The sequence below is a fragment of the Agrobacterium sp. 719_389 genome, assembly GCF_900188475.1.
GTDB classification, from domain to species: domain Bacteria; phylum Pseudomonadota; class Alphaproteobacteria; order Rhizobiales; family Rhizobiaceae; genus Agrobacterium; species Agrobacterium radiobacter.
The window spans coordinates 15,019-39,449 of record NZ_FYEM01000004.1 but is presented as its reverse complement, the minus strand read 5'-3'; the positions used below and the strand labels follow the sequence as shown (position 1 = coordinate 39,449).

The 24,431-nt window shown below is 58.9% G+C and carries 21 protein-coding genes and 1 riboswitch; of the genes, 9 read left to right on the top strand and 12 right to left on the bottom strand.

What is annotated here, in order from left to right; translation table 11 throughout:
• Window positions 1-80: 80 nt before the first annotated feature.
• Together CFB10_RS09075 and CFB10_RS09070 are read left to right on the top strand one after the other, a co-directional pair.
• Entirely contained in the window at window positions 81-1,421 is a 1,341-nt protein-coding gene (locus CFB10_RS09075) for a nucleotide sugar dehydrogenase (protein ID WP_020010923.1), read from the top strand.
• A 4-nt stretch (window positions 1,422-1,425) separates the two neighbouring features.
• Window positions 1,426-1,908, top strand: coding sequence for a class I SAM-dependent methyltransferase (locus CFB10_RS09070; RefSeq protein WP_020010924.1), 483 nt, complete (start codon window positions 1,426-1,428; stop codon window positions 1,906-1,908).
• A 33-nt stretch (window positions 1,909-1,941) separates the two neighbouring features.
• Here CFB10_RS09070 and CFB10_RS09065 read toward each other — a convergent pair whose 3' ends face one another.
• From CFB10_RS09065 to CFB10_RS09050, 4 genes are all read right to left on the bottom strand, one after another.
• Window positions 1,942-3,636 (bottom strand): adenylate/guanylate cyclase domain-containing protein, encoded by a 1,695-nt coding sequence (locus CFB10_RS09065; RefSeq protein ID WP_020010925.1) that lies wholly within the window; start codon window positions 3,634-3,636, stop codon window positions 1,942-1,944.
• 209 nt (window positions 3,637-3,845) lie between these two features.
• Complete coding sequence (locus CFB10_RS09060) at window positions 3,846-4,706, bottom strand: MBL fold metallo-hydrolase (protein ID WP_051091642.1); 861 nt, start codon at window positions 4,704-4,706, stop codon at window positions 3,846-3,848.
• Between the two features lie 190 nt (window positions 4,707-4,896).
• Window positions 4,897-5,352 (bottom strand): cyclic nucleotide-binding domain-containing protein, encoded by a 456-nt coding sequence (locus CFB10_RS09055; RefSeq protein ID WP_026363774.1) that lies wholly within the window; start codon window positions 5,350-5,352, stop codon window positions 4,897-4,899.
• Between the two features lie 43 nt (window positions 5,353-5,395).
• Complete coding sequence (locus tag CFB10_RS09050) at window positions 5,396-8,113, bottom strand: ABC transporter ATP-binding protein (protein WP_020010928.1); 2,718 nt, start codon at window positions 8,111-8,113, stop codon at window positions 5,396-5,398.
• Between the two features lie 344 nt (window positions 8,114-8,457).
• Here CFB10_RS09050 and CFB10_RS09045 point away from each other — a divergent pair, with 344 nt between their 5' ends.
• Window positions 8,458-10,278 carry an alpha/beta fold hydrolase gene (locus CFB10_RS09045; protein ID WP_051091643.1) on the top strand — a complete coding sequence of 607 codons (1,821 nt, stop codon included), beginning with the start codon at window positions 8,458-8,460 and terminating at the stop codon, window positions 10,276-10,278.
• Here CFB10_RS09045 and CFB10_RS09040 read toward each other — a convergent pair.
• From CFB10_RS09040 to CFB10_RS09020, 5 genes are read right to left on the bottom strand one after another with little or no spacing between them, the layout of a single operon-like run.
• Window positions 10,246-12,702: a glycoside hydrolase family 2 protein gene (locus tag CFB10_RS09040; protein WP_020010930.1), complete on the bottom strand. Its 2,457-nt coding sequence runs from the start codon at window positions 12,700-12,702 to the stop codon at window positions 10,246-10,248. The two genes, CFB10_RS09045 and CFB10_RS09040, sit on opposite strands and share 33 nt — an antisense overlap.
• Window positions 12,699-13,682: a DUF1839 family protein gene (locus CFB10_RS09035; protein ID WP_020010931.1), complete on the bottom strand. Its 984-nt coding sequence runs from the start codon at window positions 13,680-13,682 to the stop codon at window positions 12,699-12,701. The genes CFB10_RS09040 and CFB10_RS09035 overlap by 4 nt, the downstream gene beginning before the upstream one ends.
• A 6-nt stretch (window positions 13,683-13,688) precedes the next feature.
• Window positions 13,689-14,597, bottom strand: a complete 909-nt coding sequence (locus CFB10_RS09030) for an amino acid--[acyl-carrier-protein] ligase (RefSeq protein WP_020010932.1) — start codon at window positions 14,595-14,597, stop codon at window positions 13,689-13,691.
• 4 nt (window positions 14,598-14,601) lie between these two features.
• Window positions 14,602-15,783: an acyl-CoA dehydrogenase family protein gene (locus tag CFB10_RS09025; RefSeq protein ID WP_020010933.1), complete on the bottom strand. Its 1,182-nt coding sequence runs from the start codon at window positions 15,781-15,783 to the stop codon at window positions 14,602-14,604.
• Window positions 15,783-16,034 (bottom strand): acyl carrier protein, encoded by a 252-nt coding sequence (locus tag CFB10_RS09020; RefSeq protein WP_003504852.1) that lies wholly within the window; start codon window positions 16,032-16,034, stop codon window positions 15,783-15,785. Before CFB10_RS09020 ends, CFB10_RS09025 begins: the two co-directional genes overlap by 1 nt.
• Before the next feature lie 182 nt (window positions 16,035-16,216).
• A riboswitch (TPP riboswitch) is annotated at window positions 16,217-16,328 on the top strand.
• A 95-nt stretch (window positions 16,329-16,423) separates the two neighbouring features.
• On the opposite strand from CFB10_RS09020, the gene thiC reads away from it, so the two are divergent.
• The 6 genes from thiC (at window position 16,424) to CFB10_RS24135 (ending at window position 21,688) form a co-directional block, all read left to right on the top strand.
• The gene (gene thiC / locus CFB10_RS09015; protein WP_020010935.1) at window positions 16,424-18,247 is read left to right on the top strand and encodes a phosphomethylpyrimidine synthase ThiC; all 1,824 of its coding nucleotides are present in this window, start codon (window positions 16,424-16,426) and stop codon (window positions 18,245-18,247) included.
• 1 nt (window position 18,248) lies between these two features.
• Window positions 18,249-19,253 carry a glycine oxidase ThiO gene (gene thiO, locus CFB10_RS09010; protein WP_026363775.1) on the top strand — a complete coding sequence of 335 codons (1,005 nt, stop codon included), beginning with the start codon at window positions 18,249-18,251 and terminating at the stop codon, window positions 19,251-19,253.
• Window positions 19,222-19,419: a sulfur carrier protein ThiS gene (gene thiS / locus CFB10_RS09005; protein WP_020010937.1), complete on the top strand. Its 198-nt coding sequence runs from the start codon at window positions 19,222-19,224 to the stop codon at window positions 19,417-19,419. Before thiO ends, thiS begins: the two co-directional genes overlap by 32 nt.
• A 3-nt stretch (window positions 19,420-19,422) precedes the next feature.
• Entirely contained in the window at window positions 19,423-20,196 is a 774-nt protein-coding gene (locus tag CFB10_RS09000) for a thiazole synthase (RefSeq protein WP_020010938.1), read from the top strand.
• Window positions 20,197-20,284: 88 nt separating this feature from the next.
• Complete coding sequence (locus tag CFB10_RS08995) at window positions 20,285-21,289, top strand: P1 family peptidase (protein ID WP_020010939.1); 1,005 nt, start codon at window positions 20,285-20,287, stop codon at window positions 21,287-21,289.
• Window positions 21,290-21,292: 3 nt separating this feature from the next.
• Window positions 21,293-21,688 (top strand): winged helix-turn-helix domain-containing protein, encoded by a 396-nt coding sequence (locus CFB10_RS24135; protein WP_026363776.1) that lies wholly within the window; start codon window positions 21,293-21,295, stop codon window positions 21,686-21,688.
• Here the strand turns inward: CFB10_RS24135 and modC are convergent.
• Genes modC through modA form a run of 3 tightly spaced genes read right to left on the bottom strand, consistent with a single transcriptional unit; the run spans window position 21,657 to window position 24,282 of the window.
• Window positions 21,657-22,733, bottom strand: a complete 1,077-nt coding sequence (gene modC, locus CFB10_RS08985; protein ID WP_020010941.1) for a molybdenum ABC transporter ATP-binding protein — start codon at window positions 22,731-22,733, stop codon at window positions 21,657-21,659. The genes CFB10_RS24135 and modC overlap by 32 nt on opposite strands.
• The gene (modB, locus tag CFB10_RS08980) at window positions 22,730-23,437 is read right to left on the bottom strand and encodes a molybdate ABC transporter permease subunit (RefSeq protein ID WP_020010942.1); all 708 of its coding nucleotides are present in this window, start codon (window positions 23,435-23,437) and stop codon (window positions 22,730-22,732) included. The genes modC and modB overlap by 4 nt, the downstream gene beginning before the upstream one ends.
• A gap of 53 nt (window positions 23,438-23,490) precedes the next feature.
• Window positions 23,491-24,282 (bottom strand): molybdate ABC transporter substrate-binding protein, encoded by a 792-nt coding sequence (modA, locus tag CFB10_RS08975; RefSeq protein WP_020010943.1) that lies wholly within the window; start codon window positions 24,280-24,282, stop codon window positions 23,491-23,493.
• Between the last annotated feature and the right edge of the window lie 149 nt (window positions 24,283-24,431).

The window sequence follows — 24,431 nt, the reverse complement described above, 5'->3', positions numbered from 1 at the left end:
AAAGGGCCGAGCCTTGACAGGTCAGTCATTCTTGCCCAACTGAAAGGCATCTTTTGCACATGCGCGGAGCGTGACACGCTTTGACTTCCCCAGACATTTCCCAGAACCTGCTTTCCAGCATTGAAAACAGAAGCGCCAAAGCGGGGGTGATCGGCCTCGGCTATGTCGGTCTGCCGCTTGCCATGACGATCGCCAAGGGCGGTTTCAAAGTTGTCGGTTTCGATATCGATCCCGGTAAGATTACCGCGATCGAGGCCGGACGCAGCTATATCGAGGCCGTTTCGGAAGAGGTGCTGGCAAGTGTGAGACAGAGTGACGGCTTTGTCGCCACCTCGGATTTTTCCAGGCTGGCAGAATGCGATGTCATCGCCATCTGCGTGCCCACGCCCCTGACCAAATATCGCGAGCCGGATCTCTCCTATGTCGAAAAGACGTGCCGGGATATTGCCGCCCATCTGCGCAAGGGGCAGCTCGTGGTTCTGGAATCGACCACCTATCCCGGCACCACCGACGGGGTGGTGAAGACCATTCTGGAAAGCACCGGGCTTGTCTCCGGCGTCGATTTCTTCCTTGGCTTTTCGCCTGAACGGGAAGATCCCGGCAATCGTGATTTCGAGACCTCGACCATTCCGAAGGTTGTCGCTGGCGATGGTGAGGCCGCTGGAAAGCTGATGCAGGCTTTTTACGGTTCGGTGGTCAAAAAAATCGTTCCGGTTTCGACCAATGCCACGGCGGAAGCGGTGAAAATCACCGAAAACGTCTTCCGTGCCGTCAATATCGCGCTCGTCAACGAACTCAAGGTCGTCTACGAGGCGATGGGTATCGACATATGGGAAGTGATCGATGCGGCGAAAACCAAGCCGTTCGGGTTCATGCCGTTTTATCCCGGTCCGGGTCTTGGCGGCCATTGCATACCGATCGACCCGTTCTACCTCACCTGGAAATCGCGGGAATATGAGTTGCCGACGCGGTTCATCGAACTGGCCGGCGAGATCAATACCGGCATGCCGCGGCATGTCATCGGGCGCGTTGCCGAAGCGCTCGATATTCACTCCGGCAAGGCGCTCAGCCGCTCGAAGGTGCTGGTTGTCGGGCTCGCCTATAAAAAGAATGTGCCTGACATTCGCGAAAGCCCCTCGCTGAAGCTCATCGAGCTTATTCAGGAGCGTGGCGGCGAAGCGGCCTATTTCGATCCCTACGTGGCCGAAATCCCGAAAACCCGGGAATATAGCCATCTGATGGGCATGAAGTCCGTGCCGTGGGACAGGCAGGCGATCGGCGCCTTCGACGCCGTTCTCGTTGCGACTGACCATGACAATGTGGATTATGCCGCTCTCAGCGAATGGGCGCCGCTCATCATCGACACACGCAATGCTTTCGCGCGTCGGGATATAGCCGCAAAACACATCATCAAGGCCTGATAAAATGAGCAGACTCGATAGTTTCATTCGCCGGTTGACCGCGCAGCGGGATATCCTCAACCATGTCGCAGCCGATCTCGATCTGCCGGGTGAAGGGGCGCTTATGGAAATCGGCCTTGGCAACGGGCGCACCTTCAATCACCTGCGGGAGTTGTTCCCCAATCGCCGCATCATCGCTTTCGACAGGGCCATGGGTGCACATGCCTCCTCGGTTCCGGCGCAGGAGGATCTGGTGATCGGCGAAATATCGCAGACCGCTCCGGCTTTCATCGGCACGGAAGCGGCTTTCGTGCATGCGGATATCGGCACAGGCTATCCGGAGAAGGATGCGGTTACCCTTACATGGTTACCCGATCTTGCAGCCGGCATGCTGGCGAAAGGCGGTCTCGCGGTCAGCGGCCTGCCCCTGGATCATCCCATGCTGAAGCCATTGCCGGTGCCGGCAAGTGTGCCGACGGACCGTTATTTTCTCTATCGCAAGATTTGAAATCGGACGCTCCGCAGATGTGTTCGGGCTATATCATAAATAGCGCTCGCTCTCTTCCTTCGAGAGCAGGAAGACCCTCATCTGCGAGTTTCGGCCGCGAATGGTGATTTCTTCGCTCCTGAGATCGGCAATCTCCTGTCCCGCCTGAATGATGGCCGGTTCGGAAACGACGATGGCGGCGCCGAACTCCTTTGCCTTGGATTCGAGCCTGCTTGCCACGTTAACGGTGTCGCCTATGGCCGTCAGGGTTTTTGCCGCGCCATATCCCATCACGCCGACGATGCTCGGGCCGGAGTGAATGCCGACCACCACTTCCAGGCGGACGGCGAATTGTTTCTCCAGCCCCTCGTTCAGGATGGCGATATCCCGCAATATGGTTGCGGCAGCCTTCATGGCGCTTCGACAGGCACGGTCCGCATCCTCGCCAAGTCCAAAAAGGGCCATGGCGCCATCGCCGATGAATTTGTCGAGATGACCGCCGGCCTGTTCGACCGCCTGGCCCACGATGGTGAAGTAGCGATTGAGAAGGAAGACGACATCATAGGGCAGCTTCGCTTCGGACAGCGTGGTGAAGTTACGCAGATCGCAGAAGAGGATGGCGATTTCTTCTTCCCGGCCCGGCCGGGCCGGCTGTGCATCCGCGGGCAGATCGCTCTGCTGGGGCGGTGAAACGAGAAGCGCGATATTGAGATCGCTCGTAGGGCGCAGCTGACAACCGAGCCGTACATCCGAATCGGCATGGATGCGCCTCAACGTGGTCTGCTCGCTCTCCCCGGGTGGCGGAAGCGGGCCCTTGCTGTTCAGAACCTTGACGCGACAGGTTGAGCAGCGTCCCTTGCCGCCGCAGACGGAGTAATGCGGGATGCCCGCGAGCCTGCTGGCTTCGAGAATGCTGAAGCCGGCGGGAATGCGCGCTTGTGCGCCCTGTTCATAATGGATTTCGATGGCGGTCAAACGTTGCCGGAAGCTGCGCACGCCGCGCAACACGAAGACCAGCATGACTGCGCCGGCAAAAAGCGCTTCGGTCGTGCTGGTAATGAACCGGATTCGCGTTTCCATCTCCCTTTGCAGCGGGAGTTCGTCTCTCTGGATGGCGTAATCCGAGAGCCCGGGAGGAAGCGCGTATTTCCGATCGATTTCCTCCAGCCAGCGGCCCGCATCGCTGAAACCCAGCAAGGCCAGAAGCGGCAGCGTCACCGCCACTGTCATGAAGAGCCCGGCGATTTTCGGATACCAGTCGCGATAACGCAGCCAGAAATAAAGGCCGATGCATCCGTGGATCCAGATCACGACCAATGCAAGGCTCTGCCATGCGCCGCTGACGGGATTGTTGATCCACAGGCGGCGGATAACCGAATAATAACCGACGTCGATGCCATAGAGCATGTGCGATACGCGGATATTGACGGCATGGCCGATGATCAGAAACGGGATCGACAGGCCGAAAATGACCTGGAGCGCTTCGCGAAGCGGCATGCGCAACGTTCTGCGCTGATAAAGCGAGCGCAGAACAAGGCAGACGTGCACGACAACCGAACCATAAAAAAGCAGGCTGCTGACGGGATTGAGCCAGATCAGGCTGAACCATTTTCGCGCCCGTTCGGCGGTATCGATGGAGATGAGCGCGAGGGAGTGATTGAAAAGATGGGAAAATACGAAAGCAAATATGATGAGACCGGATAAAATCCGGGCGCGTCTCAAATTGGTCTCCGAAAAGAAACGGATCATGCAAATCCCATCATGTGGTCATCGGCGCAGAATCATCATGTAGTATGTGGTGGCGCCCTTAGTGCAGGGCGCCTCGTGGCAATATCGTGGAGCAATTGATCGCAAACAGTCAATTGTGCGTGTTCGAATGCCCGCGTGCAAAAAATGTTGAATCAGGGCTTCGAAAAAACGGTCGGAAAGATTAAATCTTCGCCGGCGCCAAATTACGATCAGAGTTCGATGATCTGGCCGTCCATGGCCGCAAATGCACCGCTGAACAGGGCCTTTGCCTGTTTTTCGATGTTGTCCAGTTCCTCGTCGCTGCGGCTGGGGGCGTGGTGGATAAAGCCCACATTTTTTGCGCCGGCGCGTTTGGCGAGGCGGATCGCCTCTTGCCAGGACGAATGGCCATAACCGCGATAAAGGCCCATTTCCTCATCGGTGAACATGGCGTCATAGAGGAAAAGATCGACATCCCTGATCAGGTCGAGCACGGTTTCGTCGATGCTGCCCGGCTCATGTTCGGTGTCGGTGATGATGGCAAGGGATTTTCCTTCCCAGTCCAGCCGGTATCCGATGGCGTTGCCGGGATGATTGAGCATTCCGGTTCTGATCGAAAGGCCGGGATGCACATCGAGCGCATCGCCGGGCAGGAAGTCCCGTGTCGCGATCTTGGCACAACAGATCTCCAGCGGCACGGGGAACCAGGGCGGGCTCATGAAATCCTTGAGCATTTCCCGGGTCGTCATGGTGCCGGCAAGGTGGCCCGACCAGATGGCGACATCGTTGGAGCTGTTATAAAAGGGCTTGAAATAGGGGAAGCCGACAATGTGGTCGTAATGGCAATGCGAGAAGAACAGGTTGACGTCGGTAATGCCTTCTGCCCGCAAGGCAAGGCCAGCGGGATGTAAGCCCGAACCCGCATCGAACAAAAGAACGTGATCGCCGCATCTTACCTCGATGCAGATGGTATTTCCGCCGTATTTTCGGAAGTTTTCACCTGAAACAGGAAGCGTTCCCCGCGCACCCCAGATTTTTACCCGAAAATTTCTATTACTTTCCCGACTTGCTGTGTCGGAATCGAACGCCATGACACACCCCAATAACAACGGAATCTTGCACGCTTTCCTCCCATGAAGCCCGTTGTCTCTATCGATTCTTATATCCGCTCGTTTCTGGCGGAAGCCTTTACCCCTTATTCAGTCAGCATTTCATTTATATTGCAATAGTACGACATTTATTTTTCCAATATCGCCATTCACGGTAGCAAGGAATTGCCGTTTATGTCCTGGCGCTCGTTCGCGCTTTGCTCAGTTCCGCCGTCGTCTGGGTGAGGCGTTCGGCGAGAACACGCATGACCTTGATGGTGATATCAGGGAAATCGGACATGAGCTTGAAGAACTGTTCCTTGCCGATGCGCAGGGCTTCCACATTGGTGGAGGCGCGAATGGTCGCTGTCCTGACGCTATCACAGAGGATTGCGATTTCGCCGACAATGGCGTTACCGGTCATTTCGGCCACTTTCAGGGTGCCAGAAGGGGAATCGACGAGAACGTCGACTTTTCCGGTCAAGAGAACATAGGCCGCATCGCCGACATCTCCCTGATGAAACAGTACGTCGCCAGCATGATAGGATACTCGGTCGGACGCGAATGCGAGTAGTTTGAGCTTTGACGGTTCCATTTCCGAAAAAAACGGGACCCTTTTCAGCATTTGAATTTCGTCTTTAAACAGCATTGACTTACCCTGTTCTTGTTCCACCTCGGTCACCTTCTTGGACTTATGTTGCGACCATGTCCTTGAATGTACCGTTTTCCTCGGCGAGAGTCTCGTAACTTCCGTCGGCGGTGATCAGGCCCTGGTGAACAACGATCACTCGCTCGAACATGCGAGAGAGCGTCGCATTCGACAGAACCCATATGATCGACGGGTTATTGTTGTTCTGTTTCAGGAGTGTGATGACCCGTTCGACAATTTCCTCCTGCTGTCGGGGATCGAGGCCGGGAAGAGGGCGGTTGAAGACGTAATAATCCGATTTGCGGATCAGCGCCCGCGCGAGATTGAGCTTCTGGCGCTGGAGCGGGCCAAGCCGTTTGCCGCCGGCGCCAAGGTTGAAGTCCAGACCCACCGCCAGCACGCGCTCATAAACACCCTGCTTGCGCATGACATCGGCCACGATGCGGGTGATGCGCCGCGAGGCGTCGGTGTAACGATGGCTGACCTTGCCGAAGAGGATGTTGTCCAGAAGGCTGGTGGCGCTCATATATTTGGTCGGATCGTAGATTTCGATCACGTTTTTCAGGCTGTCGGGCAGGTTCTCATGGAACATATGCCGGACTTCGACGATCCGGTTCATGATCTCCGGCGACAGCAGACCGAAACGCTGGCGAGGCTCGATGTAGAAGAAGCTGAGCCGCAGCATTGCGCGCTTTTCGCTTTCATTGGCCTCGTCGAAACTCTTTCCCTGAAGCCGCTGCAGCATCTGCTGATAGACCGGAATGTCATCGGGGGTCATGAAGGTAAGCTGCTGGAAGAAGGGGTGATCTCCCGGCAGGTCGGCAAAGATTTCCACGATGTTTTCGGCAATCGTGTAACCCATTTCGAACAGGGTTTTGACGAGACCGGTTTCGCGCATCAGGGAGCGGAAATAGTCGCTTTCGATGACGATTCTGATCGTCTGGGACGAATCCCGCATGGTGCCGAACAGAAGGTTTTCACCGACTGTCGCCTCGCTGTTGTAGCTCTCCAGTTCAAAGGGTGCGATGAGGCCGCTCAGATTTTCCTTCTCCAGTTCGGCCCGCAGGACATGGCGCAACTCCACGATGCGCGCGGCAAGGTGCAGATCGTTCAAAGGATCGATCGACGAACGCAGCGCAAATTCCAGAATATCCTGTGAGAGCTCCACGCTGTCGAGGACGGCGAGAATGGCCTGGATAAGATTTTCCGGTTTGCCGTCGCCGGCCGGGCTTGAAGCGTAATCGATCCATTCGCTGTTGATATCGATCAGCGGATTTCCCGCCATTTTGGCTTCGCGGATTTCCCACTTGCGGTGTTCCAGCGCCGCGCCCTCATAGTCCCTGTCGGCAAGCGGGGCGTGTTTGAGGCCGTAAAGCAGATTGTCCTTCAGGCTGGCGTGGAAGAAGTAACTGTCCGAGGAGACATAGGAAATGCGCCGCCCGGTGAGCGATTCCGGCAGTTCCAATATGTCGACGTCGTTGATGCTGATCTTGCCAGAGGTTGGCCAGAGCGTGCGGCCGATCGCATCCGCCAGCGCCTCGGCGCCCGAGCCGCCGACGATGGCGATCACCTCACCCGGCTCGACCTTCAGCGATGCCTGCTCCAGAAGCCGGCTGCCGCTATCATCCTCGAGCGTCAGATTGGCGACGACGATCGGGGCGCTGATTGCAGCAACGGTGCCGGGAGACAGTTTCTGCACCTTCTCTTCGATCATGTTCGGGGCATCGAACTGCTCAAAAACCTGCTCGTATTTCACCTGCACATCCTGGCGCGCCTGATCCCAGTCGATCAGTTCTTTCAGCGGTCCCGGCAGTTCCTTATAGGCATTGATGACGGCGACCAGCTGCCCGACATCGAGACTGCCCTTCAGGGTGAGATACCCGCCAAGCGCATAAAAGAAGAAAGGCGTCAGCTGCGCGAGGAAGTTATTGATGAATTTGACCAGAAACTTCCACTGGTAGAGGTCGTAGCGGATCTTGAAGATGTCGCCGAGGCGATGCGAGGCATCCGCGCGCTCGTAATTGGAGGTGTCATAGGCGTGAATTGTGCCGATACCGTCAACCATTTCGCCGATGCGTCCGGCAAGCTGGCGGGCGCTCAGCTGCCGCTGGCGGCCGAGCTCGATGAGGCGGCGGCGCATTTTGGGAATGATGCCCACCTGGATCGCGGCCATGAAAGCTGCGATCAGGCCCAGCCAGAAATTCTGCACGAGAATGAAGAAGAGCGCGGAGAGCGCCTGGCCGCCGAGAAGGGCCGGCTGCACGAAGGCGTCGCCGGTGAAGCCGCCGAGCGGCTCAACCTCGTCCTTCACCATGCTGGAGATTTCAGCGCCCTTGACCCGTTTGAAATGGGAGGGTGGGAACCGCAGAATCTTGTCTATGAGCTCGAAGCGGATACGCCGCAGAAGTCGCTCACCGAGGCGACCCTTGAAGGTATTGATGTAATATTTGAAAAGACCGTTGATGACGACAAGCGCAAGGAAGGTCAGGCTGAGCGCCATCAGCATCGACATGCGGTTGAGCTCAAGCCCGGGGAATAATGTCACGGTGCCCCAATAGGGAATATCGACCGTGAGATGCATGAAAAGCTGCGTCGCATTCGCCCCTTCGAAACCATCCCCCTGAATTGGGCCGTTGACGATCTGCTTGGGCAGATCGAAGGCGAGGAAATAGGGGATCATCGACAGGGCCACGATCAGCAGAATGAAAAGCTGCTGCCGCCTCGTGTGCGACCAGATATAACGCGTAAGGCTTTGTTCCATATAAAACTTCTATGACCTGGCGGGCGAGGCCCGGCGTGTTGGTTTGCGCGGTGTCTAGACGATCCGGTGGCCGGGTGGCGCAACCTCCTCCTGCAAATAGGTGTGGGACTCGCTATTTATCAGTATATTCAAGCGGTTTCGAGCAAAATAGCGGCCCTGCCGAGACTTCTCCGTCACCCCCGCTTTTGTTTTTGCAACGTGTGGGCGACAAGGGATATAAATGCGACTATATTTTTAGACTTCTCTAATATTGTTGTTTTTATTGTAGATCAGGCGTTAAGACGCTTCGATGCAATGATCCCGCAAGGGTTGAGCCAGACACTGGCGCAATGATGGCAAGGTCGATGGCGATAGATATTTCAGAGCGTGCAGGCAGCGATCCGTCCCTTGATGCATTGTCGCTTTCCGGCATTGCCTCGCATGGGGCGGTTGCGCATCCGGTTTCTTTTGAAGGGCTCACCGGGATTTTCCATCCGGCGCACAAGCAAGTCAGACAAGGCCATGCCGTTCTTTTCGTCAGCCCATGGGGCATGGAGGAGCTCTGCAGCCGCAAGTTTCAACGGGTACTGGCCGAGCGGCTCGCCGCTTGCGGTGTCGCTAGCCTTCGATTTGACTATCTCGGCGCGGGCGACGCGCTTGACCCTGATGATGCGGGCCGCGCGGCGGACTGGGTTTCGGATGCGCGCGCGGCGCTCAACTGTCTGAAGCGTTTTTCCGGCTGTACCAAGGTGGTTGTCGTCGCTCAGGGCCTCGGTTGCCTGATAGCGGCACAGGCATTTGCCGGTGTGGCCGAAGCGGGTTCCATGGCGTTTCTGGCGCCTGTCGTGTCCGGCCGCGCCTATCTGCGTGAGCTGGCAATGTGGTCGTCGATGATCGACGATGGTTTAGGCCTTCGGCCCGCGCAACGTATGACGGATGCGGGATCAATTGCCGGCATGGCCATGCCTGCGGGGGTTGCGGATGCGATCAGGAAGACAAGTCTTTCCAATCTCGCGGCTGCTCCGGCGCGCACCATTCTGGCTCTCTCCCGACCGGGCCGCGTGACCGATGCCGATTTCGCCAAACATCTAGCCACGATCGGCGCTAAGGTGGAGGAGGCGGAGTTTTCGGGCTACGACGAGCTCGTCTCCAGCCCTACGCTCTCGAAAATATCCGACGATGTGGTCAATCGGCTGGTCGATTGGGTTCTCTCTCAGACCCACACCGAGAGTACGGCGATGCTTCTGGAGGATTTCACCCTCAATGCCCCGCAGCGCGGTCACGGTTTTGTCGAGCAGCCGGTGCAGTTTGGAGACGGCGGACGGCTTTTCGGCGTGTTTTGCGGGCCGGACGGCCGGGAGGTGGTTTCTTCGGTTCTTCTGCTCGGCGCCGCCTATGACCGGCATGCGGGCTGGGGCAGGCTTTCCGTGCAGATGGCCCGTGCATTGGCGCGTGAGGGTGTGGCATCGCTTCGCTTCGACGCGGCCAATATTGCCGATAGCCCTCCGGTCAAAAATGTGCCCGAGCAGGTTCTTTACGATGTCGCGCAGAATGACGACGTGGCTGCCGCGCTCGATTTTCTCGGCAAGCGCGGCAAGGGGCCTTTCATTGCGGCGGGCCGGTGCAGCGGCGCTTACCTCGCCTTCAACGGCGCAGTCGCTGATGAGCGGATCGGTGCGGTGGTCGCGGTCAATCCGGTGGTCTTCCATTGGCGCAAAGGCCGCTCGGTGGATGAGGCCTTGCATAAACGGCCGCGTTCCTTCGGGGAATACAGCCAGCGCTTTCGCCAGGGCGCGACATTCAAGCGTCTCATCAGCGGTGATGTCGATGTGGCGAGTGCGGGGCTGAATATCATCAAGGCGACGATCAAGAGGCTTTCGACAAAAACGGCAAGGCTGTTTCGCAGGGGCAGCGAGGAAGGGCGTGCCGTTTATGGGGCGTTCGACAAATTGAAGGCGAATGATACCGCCGTTCATCTGCTCTACAGCGACAACGACGATGGTCTGGAGCACTTTCAATATTATTTCGATGCCCATGGCGAAGGACTATCAGCCTATCAGAACGTGTCGCTGACCATTATTCCCGATGCCGATCACAATCTCTCCACGCCGGAAGCCAGGAAGATGTACATCAATACGGTGAAGCGGCTTGCCCTAGAAGGAAAATCGCCGGCTGGAACCCAGTGACAGAACCTCTCCGGAAGGGGGTGTTTCGGTCATCGCAGTCTCCGGCACAAGGTCGATTTTTCTGGTTTCTCCGGGGCCGAGATGGAACCAGTTTTCTGAGGCGTCGTAACCCTGCACCTCGACATGGACAGACTGCGCCAGCCGGTCCGTGCCGATTTCAAGAGACCAGCTGCCGCTCGTTTCGCTGAGCGAGACCTGAAGGTTCGCGGCGTGCAGCACCTTTTTACGGCCGAGAGGGAAATGGAACGCGTCGGCGATGACATGTCCCGTCGCAACGTCGCGAAGCCTGGCGACCGTTACATCATGGGATGGGGGGCCGAAACGATAGGCATAGGTCGTATCGAAAAAGGCGCCGAACAAATCTGTTGCGGCAATCGTCTGGCCCTGCCGCGGCAAAAGCGTGAGCGGTCGTTTGGCGTGAACGACGGGTTGCACACCTTCGCGCAGGCAGGTCAGTTCCAGCATGGCTTCAAAGCCGCCGCCGGTCTCGTTGATGAGATGGATATCCAGCCCGTTCGTGCCCTCATCTGAAAGGCTGACCTGAATGGGACGGAACGCCCTTTTCAGTGCATGCCACACGGATTTCGGCCTGCCGGTCGCATCGATGATGCCCCAGCCCGCGCCGGGAACGAGATCCTGCAGGGTCCAGACCAGAGCGCCATGACAGGAGGAACCGCTGCGCCGCCATTCGGCAAAAGTCGCCTCCATGACCTCGGCCGTTGCGGCCCGGGACATGTCGAGATAAAGGCCGCCATCTTCGCGACGCAGCACGTCCGGTTCGACGTCGTAGAGCAGTTTCAGATAGTGATCGCGTACATCCTCGAAATCCCAGGAGGCGCCACGATCGCGCGGTGCGCGGGCCTTCCATCTTGGATCATGCACGGCGACGCCGGGAAGGTATCTGTCCAGCGTTTCCTGTTCGGGAATATTGGCGAAGGCGAGGCACTCGGCGGCAAAGCGCAGATTGGCGCGGCGGGCATCTTCCAGCGGGCGGCAGTAAGCTCCCACGCCGTAATAATGGCCGACCCCGGCGTTGGGAAAGAAGGGCAATGCACCGCCGGAAGGAGAATTGGCGACATAGGCTGCGTCTGGCCGCTTCTCGGCGACGAGTTCCGGCAGAACCTCCTCTGTGAGCGTTCCTTTCCATATCTGCTCCGGCAGGCCGAGCATTGCGCCCTGCTGGTACATTTCACTGCCGCCGCAGAAAACGGCAAGCGATGGAGAAAGCGCGGTGGCTTCCAGGAACTGCGAGATTTCCGTGACGATATGCTGGCGCAGGCCCTCATCCTTTGCCGGGTAATCGAAATTGGCGAGCATGGCGTCCTGCCAGACCATGATTCCAAGCTCGTCGCAAAGCGCGAAGAATTCCGGCGTCTCATAGGCCATGGTGCCGCCGATGCGGATCATGTTCATGCCGGCTTCCGCGGCTTTTCTAAGCCATGGCTCGTAGTCCGGCCCTGTTCCCGGCAGGCGCACAATGTCGGCCGTCGTCCAGACCGCACCGCGGCAGAAGACCGGCTGACCGTTCACCTTGAGGCCGAAACCGTTGCCGTCTTCGCCGTAATCGATCTCGACTTGCCGAAAGCCCGTGCGCCCAAGGTGATGTTGAGTGCCGTCCAGCTCAAGGGCGACCTCATGCAGAGCCGGTCTGCCATGGGTATGCGGCCACCATTGCTCAACATCGGATATGCGTAGTTCGCCGGAAAACTTGCCGTCCTCGTCCGGAGAGAGATCGGCGCTGTAACCAGCGCAGCCAAGCCTTGCCGATTTTATCGGGCGGTTGCTTTGCAGCACGATGCTGACTGTTCCTGCTCCGTCCCCGTCCAGCGAAGACCGGAGCGTGCAGAGCACTCCGTCCTGTTTTACGAGGCTGATGGGTCGCCAGGGGCCGGCGGCGTGGATTTCCGGGCACCAGCCGGGCATGTAACCCAGTGCAGTGGTGCGGATCAGCCGCAACCCCTGCGTATTCATCATCTGGGGCCGCCAACGGGCGCGGGGACCGGTTTTTTCAAGTCTCGGCGCAAGCGCCCGGAAGCAGATCGAAAGTTCGTCTGCACCCGTCAGTTCGACAGGCACTTCCAGCCTTTCGAACATGCTCTGGCTTGCGGCGATCAGCTCACCGTTGAAGAAGATTTCGGCAATGGTGGAGAGACCATCGAAGCGCAGTGTAGCCCGTTCGCGCGTATCGGAAATCATCGTCAGCCGATACCAGGCATCCCTGTCATTGAGAGGCTCTGGAGCAAGGCGGTCGAACTTTTCGGCGGCTTCCAGAGCCTGCGCCACAGTGCCGGGCACGGAGACATGAAGGCCTTCAAGCGATGCGGGAATATCGGAGGGTGTTTCGCAGGCGTCGGCGGGCGTCAGCGTCAGCGTCCAGCCTTCGCTCAGCAATTCCTCGCTTTCGCCGGGAAGATAGGTCCTCACGCGGCCTCGCTGGCATCAGACAGTTTGGCCGCAAGCGCTTTCATCACGCCATCCCATGCATCCGCTGCCGGATCGAGTACCGAGGCGAGCGCATCGAACTTCCGCCGGGTAACAGCGCGGGCAAGCTGGAACTGCACCGTCTTGGCGACCTCGGATATGCGCAACGCGTGATCTCTCGCTTCAGCGAATCCATCCCTGTCCAGCCACTCGAGGTGGCTTGCCAAGAGTTCGAAATTGGCGCCGAGCTGACGCAGCGTGTTGAAGGCATATTTGTGAAAAAAGCCGAAGGGCCTGTCGGCAACCTTTTCCACCTGTGCCGGAAAGACGCTTGCGAAAGCCCTGACCGGGTTGGCGGAGGGTCGTCGCGAAAAATGAAACTTCAGGAGCCGCTCGGCGGTCTTGCGAATATGTGCGGGCGAGGGGGTGCCGTCCGCGAATTTCGCAAATTCGGTATAGGGCAGGAACGGCGGGTCGCTCTCGGCCAGATGATGCTGGAACAGGCCGTCAAAATCTTCGCCTGCAAGGTGGAAGAAGCCGGCATTGTGGAAATAGTCGAGTTCGCGGTTTTCGAGGTCGAGCCGGTTGATGGCGATGGTGGTCTTGCCGTGTTCCTTCTGGTAGCCCACCCCATGGGTATCGGGCATATAGAAGCTGTCCATCTCGATCAGGCAGATGCGGCCGCGTTCCAGCTGCGCCTCAATGTGGTTTTCCACCCTGTCGAAGATCGCAAGTTCGGTGGCGCGAACGCCATAAAGTGCTTCGAGATCTTCCAGCGGCACCTTGAAGAAGGTGAACTGGTCGCCTTCGAAATCCTGTGTCAGGGTGAAACCGAACATGGCTTCCGGGGATAAGCCTTTCGAGGCCAGCACCTCGATCCACAAATCGATGTAGCAATTGGTTTCCGGCCACATTCTCTCGGAGGAATGGAGCGGATGCTGCACATAGTTTTGGGGATCGAGACCGGGAAAAATCTGCCGCATGAATGATCAGCCCCAGAGCGTTTCCACGACCTTCGCAGGCCATTTCTTCACGTCGAGGCCATGATGCGCAAATAGCGCCAGCGCGATGCGCTCAAGGCCGAAACCGACGCAGGCGGTATGGGCGACATCGCCATTGTCGAGGTTCAGACCCCATTTCTGGCCGAAGGCATCTTGGTGATAGTTGAAGCTCATGCAGGCTGTTGGGCTGGTCGTCGATGTGACCGGGATCAAGAGCTCGAATTTCAGGTTCTGGTCGCGCTGGTTGTTGGCGAGCATCTTGCCGGCGCGGCCGAAGAACGGATCGTTGGCCACATCGATGGTGACGTCGAGCCCGACCGCCTTCATCATCTCGACGCCGCGATCCATCCAGGTCTGGCGGAACTCGGTGACGTTGGACTCGGTGCCCATGCAAACATATTCGCGCATGCGGAAAAGCTGCTGGCGGGCCGGATCCTTGGAGGGTTCATGGCGGAAGCAATAGGACTGGATGTCATAGAGACCGCCGCCGGCAGGTAGCGCGCCGCGCTTGGCGATCGTCGGATAAAGCGGGTAGCAGGCCGCCGGCGTCAGCACGATGTCTGTCGCTTTCTGGTCCTTGGTCCAGTCACCGCCCTCATCCATGGTTTTCAGCAGGCTGACATGGTCGAGCTCGCAACCGCAGAAGGAATGGACGGTGCCGGCGAGCTGCGGGAAGCTCTTCATGTAACCGCTCTTTTCGAAGTAGGCGCGGTTGATGCCGGGCGGAAAACGGATCGCTTCGGCGCCGTCAGCGCCGCCAGTGCGGTCGATCAGCCGCTCGAATGCGGCAATCACATCCTCGAACTGGCCGCTACGCCCATAGAGACCGTCCACACCCGTTTCAATCAGCAGGCCTTCTTCGAACAGTCGATCGAGAAACGATGTTTGCATGTCCATGGTCTTATCCCAAGAGGCTGGTGTCCTGCTTGTGAACCAGCAGGAGATTGGCGGAATTGCCGAGAATGCGGTCGTTGGAAATCATCAGACGGGCGGAATGCGCGTCGCGCAGGTGCCGGCCGAGGCTGTAGGGCGTGCCGTTCTTGTAGCCCATGATGCCGCAGACCAGCATGGCGTGATCGATGATTTCAAGAATGGTTTCCGAAGAGCAGATTTTCACATTGTTCATGGCGACGGCAAAGGCCATCGACATCAGTTTTTCCGGATCGCTCTTGGTATCCTCGTAAGCCTTGATGCCGGCGATGATGTTGGATTTCACCACCTGCAGCTTGGTGGAAACCTCCGCAAGGCGGATCGCGCCGGGAGGAGCCGTGCCGGGCGACTTGCGCGCTGCGGCTCTGACGAAAGACTGGGCGCGCAGCACGGCGTCGGACGCGATGCCATACCAGACGGCGCTCCAGAGTAGATGCGAGCTTGCAAGCATGGATTGCGCTGCGATTTCCGCAAAAGGCTTCGGGAAGATCTGCGCCGCCGGCGCTTCGCCGCGAAACAGGAAACCATCCGAACAGGTGCCGCGCATGCCGAGCGTATCCCAGACATGGGTCTTCTCAAGCGTGTACTGGTTTTTCAGAAAGACCGTCATCACCTGATCGGCGGGCGCGGCATCCTTATGGGTGCGCGAGGTGATGAGGATCGCATCGGCATTGCTGCCATAGGAAATGACGGTGGCGTCCTTTTCCAGCCGGCAGAAATCGCCTTCGACCTCGATCGCACAGATGGAATTGCGCAGATTGCCGCCGATGCCGCCTTCGGTGGTGGCCGAGCCGAGCAGCAGCTGTTCCGCCGCGACGCGGCGCATGAAGTCCGCATGCCATGCGCTCGCCTCGCCATGTTCCACAAGGCTGGACAGCTTGATATGGTGCATGGCGAAAATCATCGCGGTTGCGGAACAGGCCTGGCCGAGCCGGGCGCAGATATCGGCGATTTCCTGCAGGGAAGCACCTTCGCCGCCGAGCGAAGCGGGGACCTGAATGCCGAGCAGACGTTCCTGCCTGAGCGCATCAACGGCTTCCTGCGGGAAGCGGCCGGTGACATCCACCTCATCTGCATGTTTGGCGGCAATTGCCGCGACACGGCCCGCGCGCGCGGACAGCGTTTCATCCTGCGGCGCTACGGTGACGTTCATCAGGCTGCCTCTTTACCATCCAGAATGAGCTTAACGGTGTCTTCAATGGCCTTGATGCTGGCAAACGACTTGCGGTTCAGCAGATTGTCCGGGAATTCGATATCGAATGCTTCTTCGATGCCGAGCATCAATTGCACCGATGCAAAGGAAGAAAGGCCCGCCGCGTAAAGATCGGCTTCATCTGCAATCGTATCGACGGGGGTTGGAAGCTGGCCGAATTTGGCCAGTATTTCGCGTATAGTCGCATTCATTCCGACGTATCTCCCATGAATTTCACATCAGGATGGTTTGTGCTTATCGTTACGTTGCAAACGATAATATTCGCCTAAACCGTTAGGTTAATTGCAACTAACGGCAGCATGCGCCATTCCCGCACCTTTGCCAAGCATGGATCGTCGGCCTTGACAAATGCCTGATGGTGTTTTTTGCTGGGGGCATTCACCAGGGGTGTCCCGTCAAGGGGCTGAGATTCTGCTTTCATGCGCAGTGACCCGTTGAACCTGATCCAGTTCATACTGGCGTAGGGACGGTGCAAAGACCTGATGTCGGACGGGCGCATGACGTCGTGTTTCGGCACTTCGGTATTTTCCATCATTCCGGCTCGAACTGGGTCTCCACTGTCAAACTTTGGAGCCTCAAGATGAATATCGCTGCCAAGAATATCCCGCTTGTCGTCACCACCGGACCGCATGCCGCTTCGACGAAAATCCACAAATCAGGCATTTTACATCCGCATATCCGCGTGCCGATGCGCGAGATCGCCGTCCATCCGACGGCGGGCGAACCGCCGGTGACGGTCTATGATTCCTCCGGCCCCTATACCGACCCCTCACATGCCGTTCTTATTGAAAAGGGTCTGCCGCGCCTGCGTCACGAGTGGGTCGCGGCGCGCGGCGATGTCGAGGCTTATGAAGGCCGGCACGTCAAGCCGGAGGATAACGGCTTTGCCACCGGCGAACGGCTGACGCCCGAATTTTCCGTGCGCCACCAGCCGCTCAGAGCCACAACAGGTAAAGCCGTAACGCAGCTTGCCTATGCGCGGGCAGGTATCATCACGCCGGAAATGGAATTTATCGCCATTCGCGAAAATCTCGGGCGCGAGGCAGCGAAGGAGAAACTCGCGCGCGACGGCGAGAGTTTCGGCGCTCATATCCCTGATTACGTCACGGCGGAATTCGTCCGTCAGGAAGTGGCGTCGGGCCGCGCCATCATTCCCGCCAACATCAACCATCCGGAACTTGAACCGATGATCATCGGCCGCAATTTTCTGGTGAAGATCAACGCCAATATCGGCAATTCCGCCGTCACCTCCTCCATGGCGGAAGAGGTGGAAAAGATGGTCTGGGCGATCCGCTGGGGCGCCGACACCGTCATGGACCTTTCGACGGGGCGCAACATCCACAATATCCGCGAATGGATCATCCGCAATTCGCCGGTGCCGATCGGCACGGTGCCGCTTTATCAGGCGCTGGAGAAGGTCAACGGCATTGCCGAGGATCTCAACTGGGAGGTGTTCCGCGATACGCTGATCGAACAGGCGGAACAGGGCGTGGACTATTTCACCATCCATGCCGGCGTCCGGCTGCATTACATTCCGCTCACCGTCAATCGCGTCACCGGCATCGTGTCGCGCGGCGGGTCGATCATGGCGAAGTGGTGTCTGCATCACCACAAGGAAAGTTTCCTCTACGAGCATTTCGACGAGATCTGCGACATCTGCCGCGCCTATGACGTTTCCTTCTCGCTGGGTGACGGGTTGCGGCCCGGTTCGATCGCCGACGCCAATGACGCAGCGCAGTTCGCGGAGCTGGAAACGTTGGGCGAGCTGACGCAGATCGCCTGGGCCAAGGACTGCCAGGTGATGATCGAAGGCCCCGGCCATGTGCCGATGCACAAGATCAAGGAGAATATGGACAAGCAGCTGAAGACCTGCGGTGAGGCGCCCTTCTATACGCTTGGACCTCTCACCACCGATATTGCGCCTGGTTACGACCATATCACTTCGGGCATCGGTGCTGCTATGATCGGCTGGTTCGGCACGGCCATGCTCTGCTACGTCACGCCCAAGGAACATCTCGGCCTGCCTGATCGTAACGATGTGAAGGTGGGCGTCATCACTTATAAGATCGCTGCGCACGCCGCCGACCTCGCCAAGGGCCATCCGGCCGCACAGGTGCGGGACGATGCGCTGTCGCGCGCAAGGTTCGAGTTCCGCTGGGAAGACCAGTTCAACCTGTCGCTCGATCCGGATACGGCGCGTTCCTTCCATGATGAGACCCTGCCAAAGGAGGCGCACAAGGTTGCGCATTTCTGCTCCATGTGCGGGCCGAAATTCTGCTCGATGCGGATTTCCCACGATATCCGCGCCGAAGCGCAGAAGGAGGGGCTGGAGGCCATGGCCGCGCGCTTCAAGGAAGGCGGCGAACTTTATATGCCGCTCGCGACGCCTGCGGATGCCGAATAGCATGCGCGTTCTGGTCAAGGGAACGGGGGTCGCCGGTCTGACGGCGGCCTTCGAACTGGCGCGGAACGGCGTTACCGTCGAGGTTTGCGAGTGCAATGCCGAACCCTTTCGCGGCGCATCCTGGTATGCGGGCGGAATGCTAGCGCCCTGGTGTGAGCGTGAAAATGCGGAAGAGCCGGTTCTGACGCTCGGCCAGGCGGCGCTCGACTGGTGGGATGAGGCAACCCCCGGCCTTGTGGCCCGACATGGCACGCTGGTTGTCGCGCCCGCCCGCGACAAAGCGGAGCTCTCGCGTTTCGCATCGCGGACCGGCGGCTATCGCTGGGCGGACGAGGGAGAGATCGCCGCTCTGGAGCCTGATCTTGCCGGGCGGTTTCGCTCCGGGCTTTATTTTCCGGGCGAGGGGCATCTCGATCCGCGCCTGGCACTGAAATCGCTGCATGAGCGGCTTTGCACCATGGGTGTGCGGTTCCACATGGGCATCCCGGTGGATGACCGACCGTTCGACCGGGTGGTGGATTGCACCGGCGCCGCTGCGGTGGGAGAGATTGCCCACCTTCGCGGCGTGCGTGGAGAGATGCTTTATCTCTCCACGCCGGAAGTTTCTTTGTCCCGTCCCGTCCGGCTGTTGCATCCGCGCATTCCGCTTTACATCGTGCCGCGCGAGCCCGGCCGTTTCATGGTGGGTGCGACGATGATCGAAACCGAGGATGCCGGGGCCATTTCTGTCCGTTCGATGATGGAATTCCTGAATGCGGCCTATGCAGTGCATCCGGCTTTCGCGGAAGCGGAAATCATCGAGACCGGCACGGGCGTGCGCCCCGCCTATCCCGACAATCTGCCCAAAGTCACGCAAGATGGCCGGATCATTTTCATCAACGGCGCGCACCGGCATGGCTTTCTGCTCTCGCCGGCTATCGCGCGGCAGGCGGCTGACATCGTCTGCCAGACTCTCTCACAAAAGGAACAGGATCATGAAACTTCTTGTCAATGGCGACGAGCTTGATCTCGCCACTGATACGCTGGCAGGCTTGCTCGTCAGCCTCGAATACGAAGGCGATTGGCTGGCGACGGCGGTCAATGGCGATCTGGTGCATTCGGAAGAGCGCGCCGATTATCAACTGAAGGCCTTCGACCGTATCGAAATTCTCTCGCCGATGCAGGGAGGCTGAGACATGCTGACGCTTTATGGCCGTGAGGTCTCGTCCCGTCTTCTCCTTGGCACCGCGCGGTATCCATCCCCCGCCGTGCTTGCTGATGCCGTGCGGGCGAGCAGCACGGATATTCTGACGATTTCGTTGCGCCGGGAGACGGCCAGCAATAAGAAGGGTGGCCAGTTTTTTGAGCTGATCCGAGAGCTTGACCGCTACATCCTGCCGAATACGGCCGGGTGCCATACCGTCAAGGAAGCGGTGCTGACGGCAAAGATGGCCCGCGAGGTGTTCCGTACCAACTGGATCAAGCTGGAGGTTATCGGCCATCACGATACGTTGCAGCCCGACGTCTTTGCGCTTGTCGAAGCGGCGAAAATTCTCTGTGACGATGGTTTCGAGGTCTTTCCTTATACGACCGATGATCTGGTCGTCGCCGAAAAGCTGCTGGAGGCGGGTTGCAGGGTACTGATGCCCTGGTGCGCGCCGATCGGCAGCGCCATGGGACCGCTCAATCTAACCGCGCTGAAATCCATGCGGGCGCGTTTTTCGGATGTGCCGATGATTGTTGACGCGGGTATCGGCCGCCCGTCCCATGCGGTCACGGTGATGGAGCTTGGTTACGATGCCGTTCTGCTCAACACGGCGGTTGCGGGCGCGGGTGATCCGGTCGGCATGGCGGAGGCTTTCGCCCGCGCCATAGAGGCCGGCCATCAGGCATATCTCTCCGGGCCGCTGGAGCCGAGGGACATGGCCGTTCCCTCGACGCCGGTCATCGGCACGGCTGTTTTTTCCTGATCGCGGCTTGTCGTAGACATCAGGCACGTCACGTTTTGCGTTGACAGTGCCTGATGGTGGCGGGATACCGGGAAAAAAGGGAAACGGCATGGCGGTACTCACCAATCTTCTGACTGACATAGGCGGCGTTTCGGTCGGCAATGTCACCGATCGTTCCCTCGGCTCCGGTGTTACGGCGATTGTTTTCGAAAAACCCGCCATTGCCTCCGGTTCTGTTTTGGGTGGTGCGCCGGGCGGGCGCGATACCGGCCTGCTCGACCCGGCGATGACAGTGGAAACGGTGGATGCCTTCGTGCTGTCAGGTGGTTCGGCCTTCGGGCTGGATGCGGCGGGCGGCGTTCAGGCCGGGCTGCGCGAGATCGGGCGCGGCCTGCAGGTGGGTTCCACCCGCGTTCCCATCGTACCGCAGGCGATCCTGATGGATCTGCTGAATGGCGGCGACAAGGATTGGGGTCTGCATTCGCCCTATCGCGAGATGGGATATGCGGCCTTCAAGGCGGCGCGTGCGACACCTTTCGAGCTTGGAACAGCCGGGGCTGGAACGGGTGCGACGACCGCCACCTTCAAGGGCGGGCTCGGTTCGGCAAGCGCCGTCAGTTCCGGCGGTTATAAGGTGGCGGCCGTCGTTGCCGTCAATGCGCTCGGCTCCGCAACGGTTGGAACGAGCCGCCATTTCTGGTCCGCGCCGTTTGAAGTGCGGGGTGAATATGGCGATTGCGGTTTTCCTGATCGTTTCGAGCCGGATCATACCGCGCTGCGCCTCAAGGGGGTCAATCTCACGGCAACGACCATCGGTGCGGTGGTGACGGATGCCGTGCTCACCAAGGCGCAGGCGCATCGCCTTTCCATCATGGCGCACGATGGGCTGGCGCGCGCCGTTCTGCCCGCCCATCTGCCGAGTGACGGCGACACCATGTTCGCGGCCTCAACCGGTGAAAAGCCGCTTGAGGGCGGCGTTCATTTCGCCGAACTTTGTCATCTTGCCACTATCGTGATGGCGCGCGCGGTGGCGCGTGGCGTCTATGAGGCGACGGCCTTGCCGGTGGATGGGGCGCAAAGGGCCTATCGCGATCTTCATGGACGGAGCCTTTGAACGATGAGTGAGGCCCTCGCTCCACTAAAACCTGTTCTTCGTATCGATTTTCCGCCCGGAGAGCGATTGGGGCACGGCAAAATCGAATTGATGGAGCTGATTGTCGAGACCGGCTCCATCTCCGCCGCCGGGCGGGCGATGGACATGTCCTATCGTCGCGCATGGCTGCTGGTGGATGCGCTGAACCATATGTTCCGGCAACCGGTTATTGAATCACAGCGCGGCGGCAAACAGGGCGGTGGTGCGGCATTGACCGCTTTCGGCGCCGAATTGCTGGAACGCTATCGCGGCATGCAAAAGCGAATGAACGAAGCATTGCGCGCCGATATCGACTGGCTGGAGGCCAATCGCAATCCTGATGCGGCCCCTAATAGGGATCAAGAGCCGCCGACTTTATGATCGCATGCACCGGTTTTCCGGGTTCCAGCTGCAGCCTCTCGCGTGACAGATCGGTGATGCGCGACTGGATGATACCTCCGCCGCAATCCACCTGAACCGTGACCATGCCGTCTTCACTGGCCGAGACGGTTGCGACACGACCCTCGAGAATGTTGAGGGCGCTCAAGCCTTCGGGTTTTACGGTTGCCAGCATCACATCACGCGCCGGTATAAGCACGCGCGCCGGGTTACCGGATGTTCCCCTTTTTGCCGGAACATGGAGCAGCATGGTCTTTAGCCGCACGGCGGCAAGCCCGTGCCGCTCATCAAAGCTTTCAATGTGCCCGGAAAGAATGCTGCCTGCCTCACGCCGTTCGAGATGCATGCTGAAATCCGGTCTCGCCAGCACCTCGGCTGCTTTTCCCTGCGCTTCCACCTTGCCATCCTTCATCACCACGATGCGGTCTGCGAGGCGGGCGACTTCCTGAATAGAGTGGCTGACATAGACAACAGGGATTTTCGTCTCGTCGCGCAGCCGTTCGAGATAAGGAATGATTTCGGCTTTCCGCTGCTCGTCCAGCGAGGCGAGCGGTTCGTCCATCAGCAGCAGTCTGGGGGAAGAAAGCAATGCGCGGCCGATGGCAACGCGCTGTTTTTCGCCGCCCGAGAGTTTGTTTGGACGCCGCTGCAAGAGATGGCCGATGCCGAGCATCTCCACGATATTGTCTTCCTGCGCGGCCTTCGTTTTGTCTGTGGTGAACCAGCTACCGTAGTGCAGATTTTGCGCCACGCTGAGATGCGGGAAAAGCCGCGCCTCCTGAAAGACATAGCCGAAACGGCGTTTATGGGCCGGCACGAACAGTCGCTTTTCGCTATCGGCCAGCACTTCGCCGTCCAGCAAAACCTGTCCCTCATCCGGTCGCAGCAGGCCGGCGATGATACGGATCATCGAGGTCTTGCCGGAACCGGAGCGTCCGAACAGCGCGGTGACACCGCCTTCGGAGGTGAATGACGCATCGAGTTCGAAGGAGCCGAGGCGATGGCGGGTGGTGACCGAAAGCGTCATTCCATGCTCACCCGTTTGCCGATGATGCGGGCCAGAAATTCCGAGACGAGCAAGGCGAGCATGGAAATCACGACGGAGACAATGGTCAGCCGCAATGCGCCGGCATCCCCGCCTGGAACCTGGGTGAAGGTATAGATGGCGGCGGAGAGTGTCTGGGTTTCACCGGGAATATTGGAAACGAAGGTGATGGTCGCGCCGAATTCGCCCATGGCCTTGGCGAAAGCCAGGATCATGCCGGCGATGATGCCAGGCAATGTCAGGGGAAGCGTGACAGTAAGGAACACCCAGAACGGGCTTGCCCCCAATGTGCCCGCCGCTTCCTCCAGCTTGCGGTCAACTGTTTCGATGGAGAGCCGGATGGAACGCACCATCAGCGGAAACGCCATCACGGCGCAGGCGAGCGCCGCCCCGGTCCAGCGGAAGGAAAAGACGATGCCGAACCAGCTATCGAGAAATTGCCCGATTGCGCCTCTGCGACCGAACAGGACGAGCAGCAGAAAGCCGGTGACGACGGGTGGCAGGATGAGCGGCAGATGGACGATGCCGTTAAGAAGCGATTTGCCCCAGAAGCGGCCGCGCGCCAGCGCCACGGCAACCGCAATGCCGAAAGGCAGGCTGGCGAGCATGGCGATGGAGGACACCCACAGGCTGAGCCTGATTGCCGTCCATTCTTCAGGGCTGAGTGTCCACCAATGCAATGCCATATCCTGCAATCGTCATCTCTCGCGGCCAATATGATGGGCTCACGAAAGGCAGTTTATTTCAAAACGGTAAAGCCTTGCTTTTCGAAGAAAGGCGTCGCCTTTTCGGATTTCAGGAAATCCAGATAGGCTTTTGCTGCCGGCGATTTTGCCTCCGAGAGAACGGCGACGGGATAGATGATCGGCGGATGGCTGTCTTCCGGGAAGGTGCCGACGATCTTCACGCCGGGATCGGCGGCGGCGTCGGTCTGGTAGACGATGCCATAGGGGGCTTCGCCGCGCGAGACGAGCAGCAGCGCGGCACGCACGCTTTCCGCGCCGGCGACCTTTTGTTCGACAGACGACCAGACGCCGAGTTTTTCCAGAGCGGCCTTGCCGTATTTGCCCGCTGGTACGGAATCAACCGCGCCCATCGCCAGACGACCGTCGCCCACCAGAGCGGCAAGATCGAAGCCCTGCTTGATTTCGACCGGCTTTGCCTTGTCTGCGGGAGCGACGAGAACGATGCGGTTGCCGAGGAGATTGGACCGGCTGTCAGCGTTGATCAGCTTCTTTTCGGCAACATAGTCCATCCATGCAAGGTCGGCGGAAATGAAGATATCCGCCGGTGCGCCCTGCTCGATCTGCTTGGCCAGCGCAGAGCTTGCGGCATAAGAAACGGTTGCCTCGTTACCGCTGTCCTTCGCCCATTCGGAGTTGATGGCGTCGAGGGCGTTTTTCATGCTCGCGGCGGCAAACACCGTGACTTTTTCGGCGGCATGGGCCGGAACGGCCGCAAAGGAGGCCGCCATCCAGACGGATGTAGCTGCGGCGATGGTTTTGAAAAAGCTGCGACGCAAAAGTCTCATGGTATGTTACCCCCGGTTCGAGATATTTCTATAAATATATCGATAGGCCTATAGGGCAATCATTATATTTTCAAGGATATATCGCTGGGGTGGAAAAAAGCCCTTGGCGGGCTGGCTGAATCCTGGTGAGAAGCATAGGGATGAGGGAC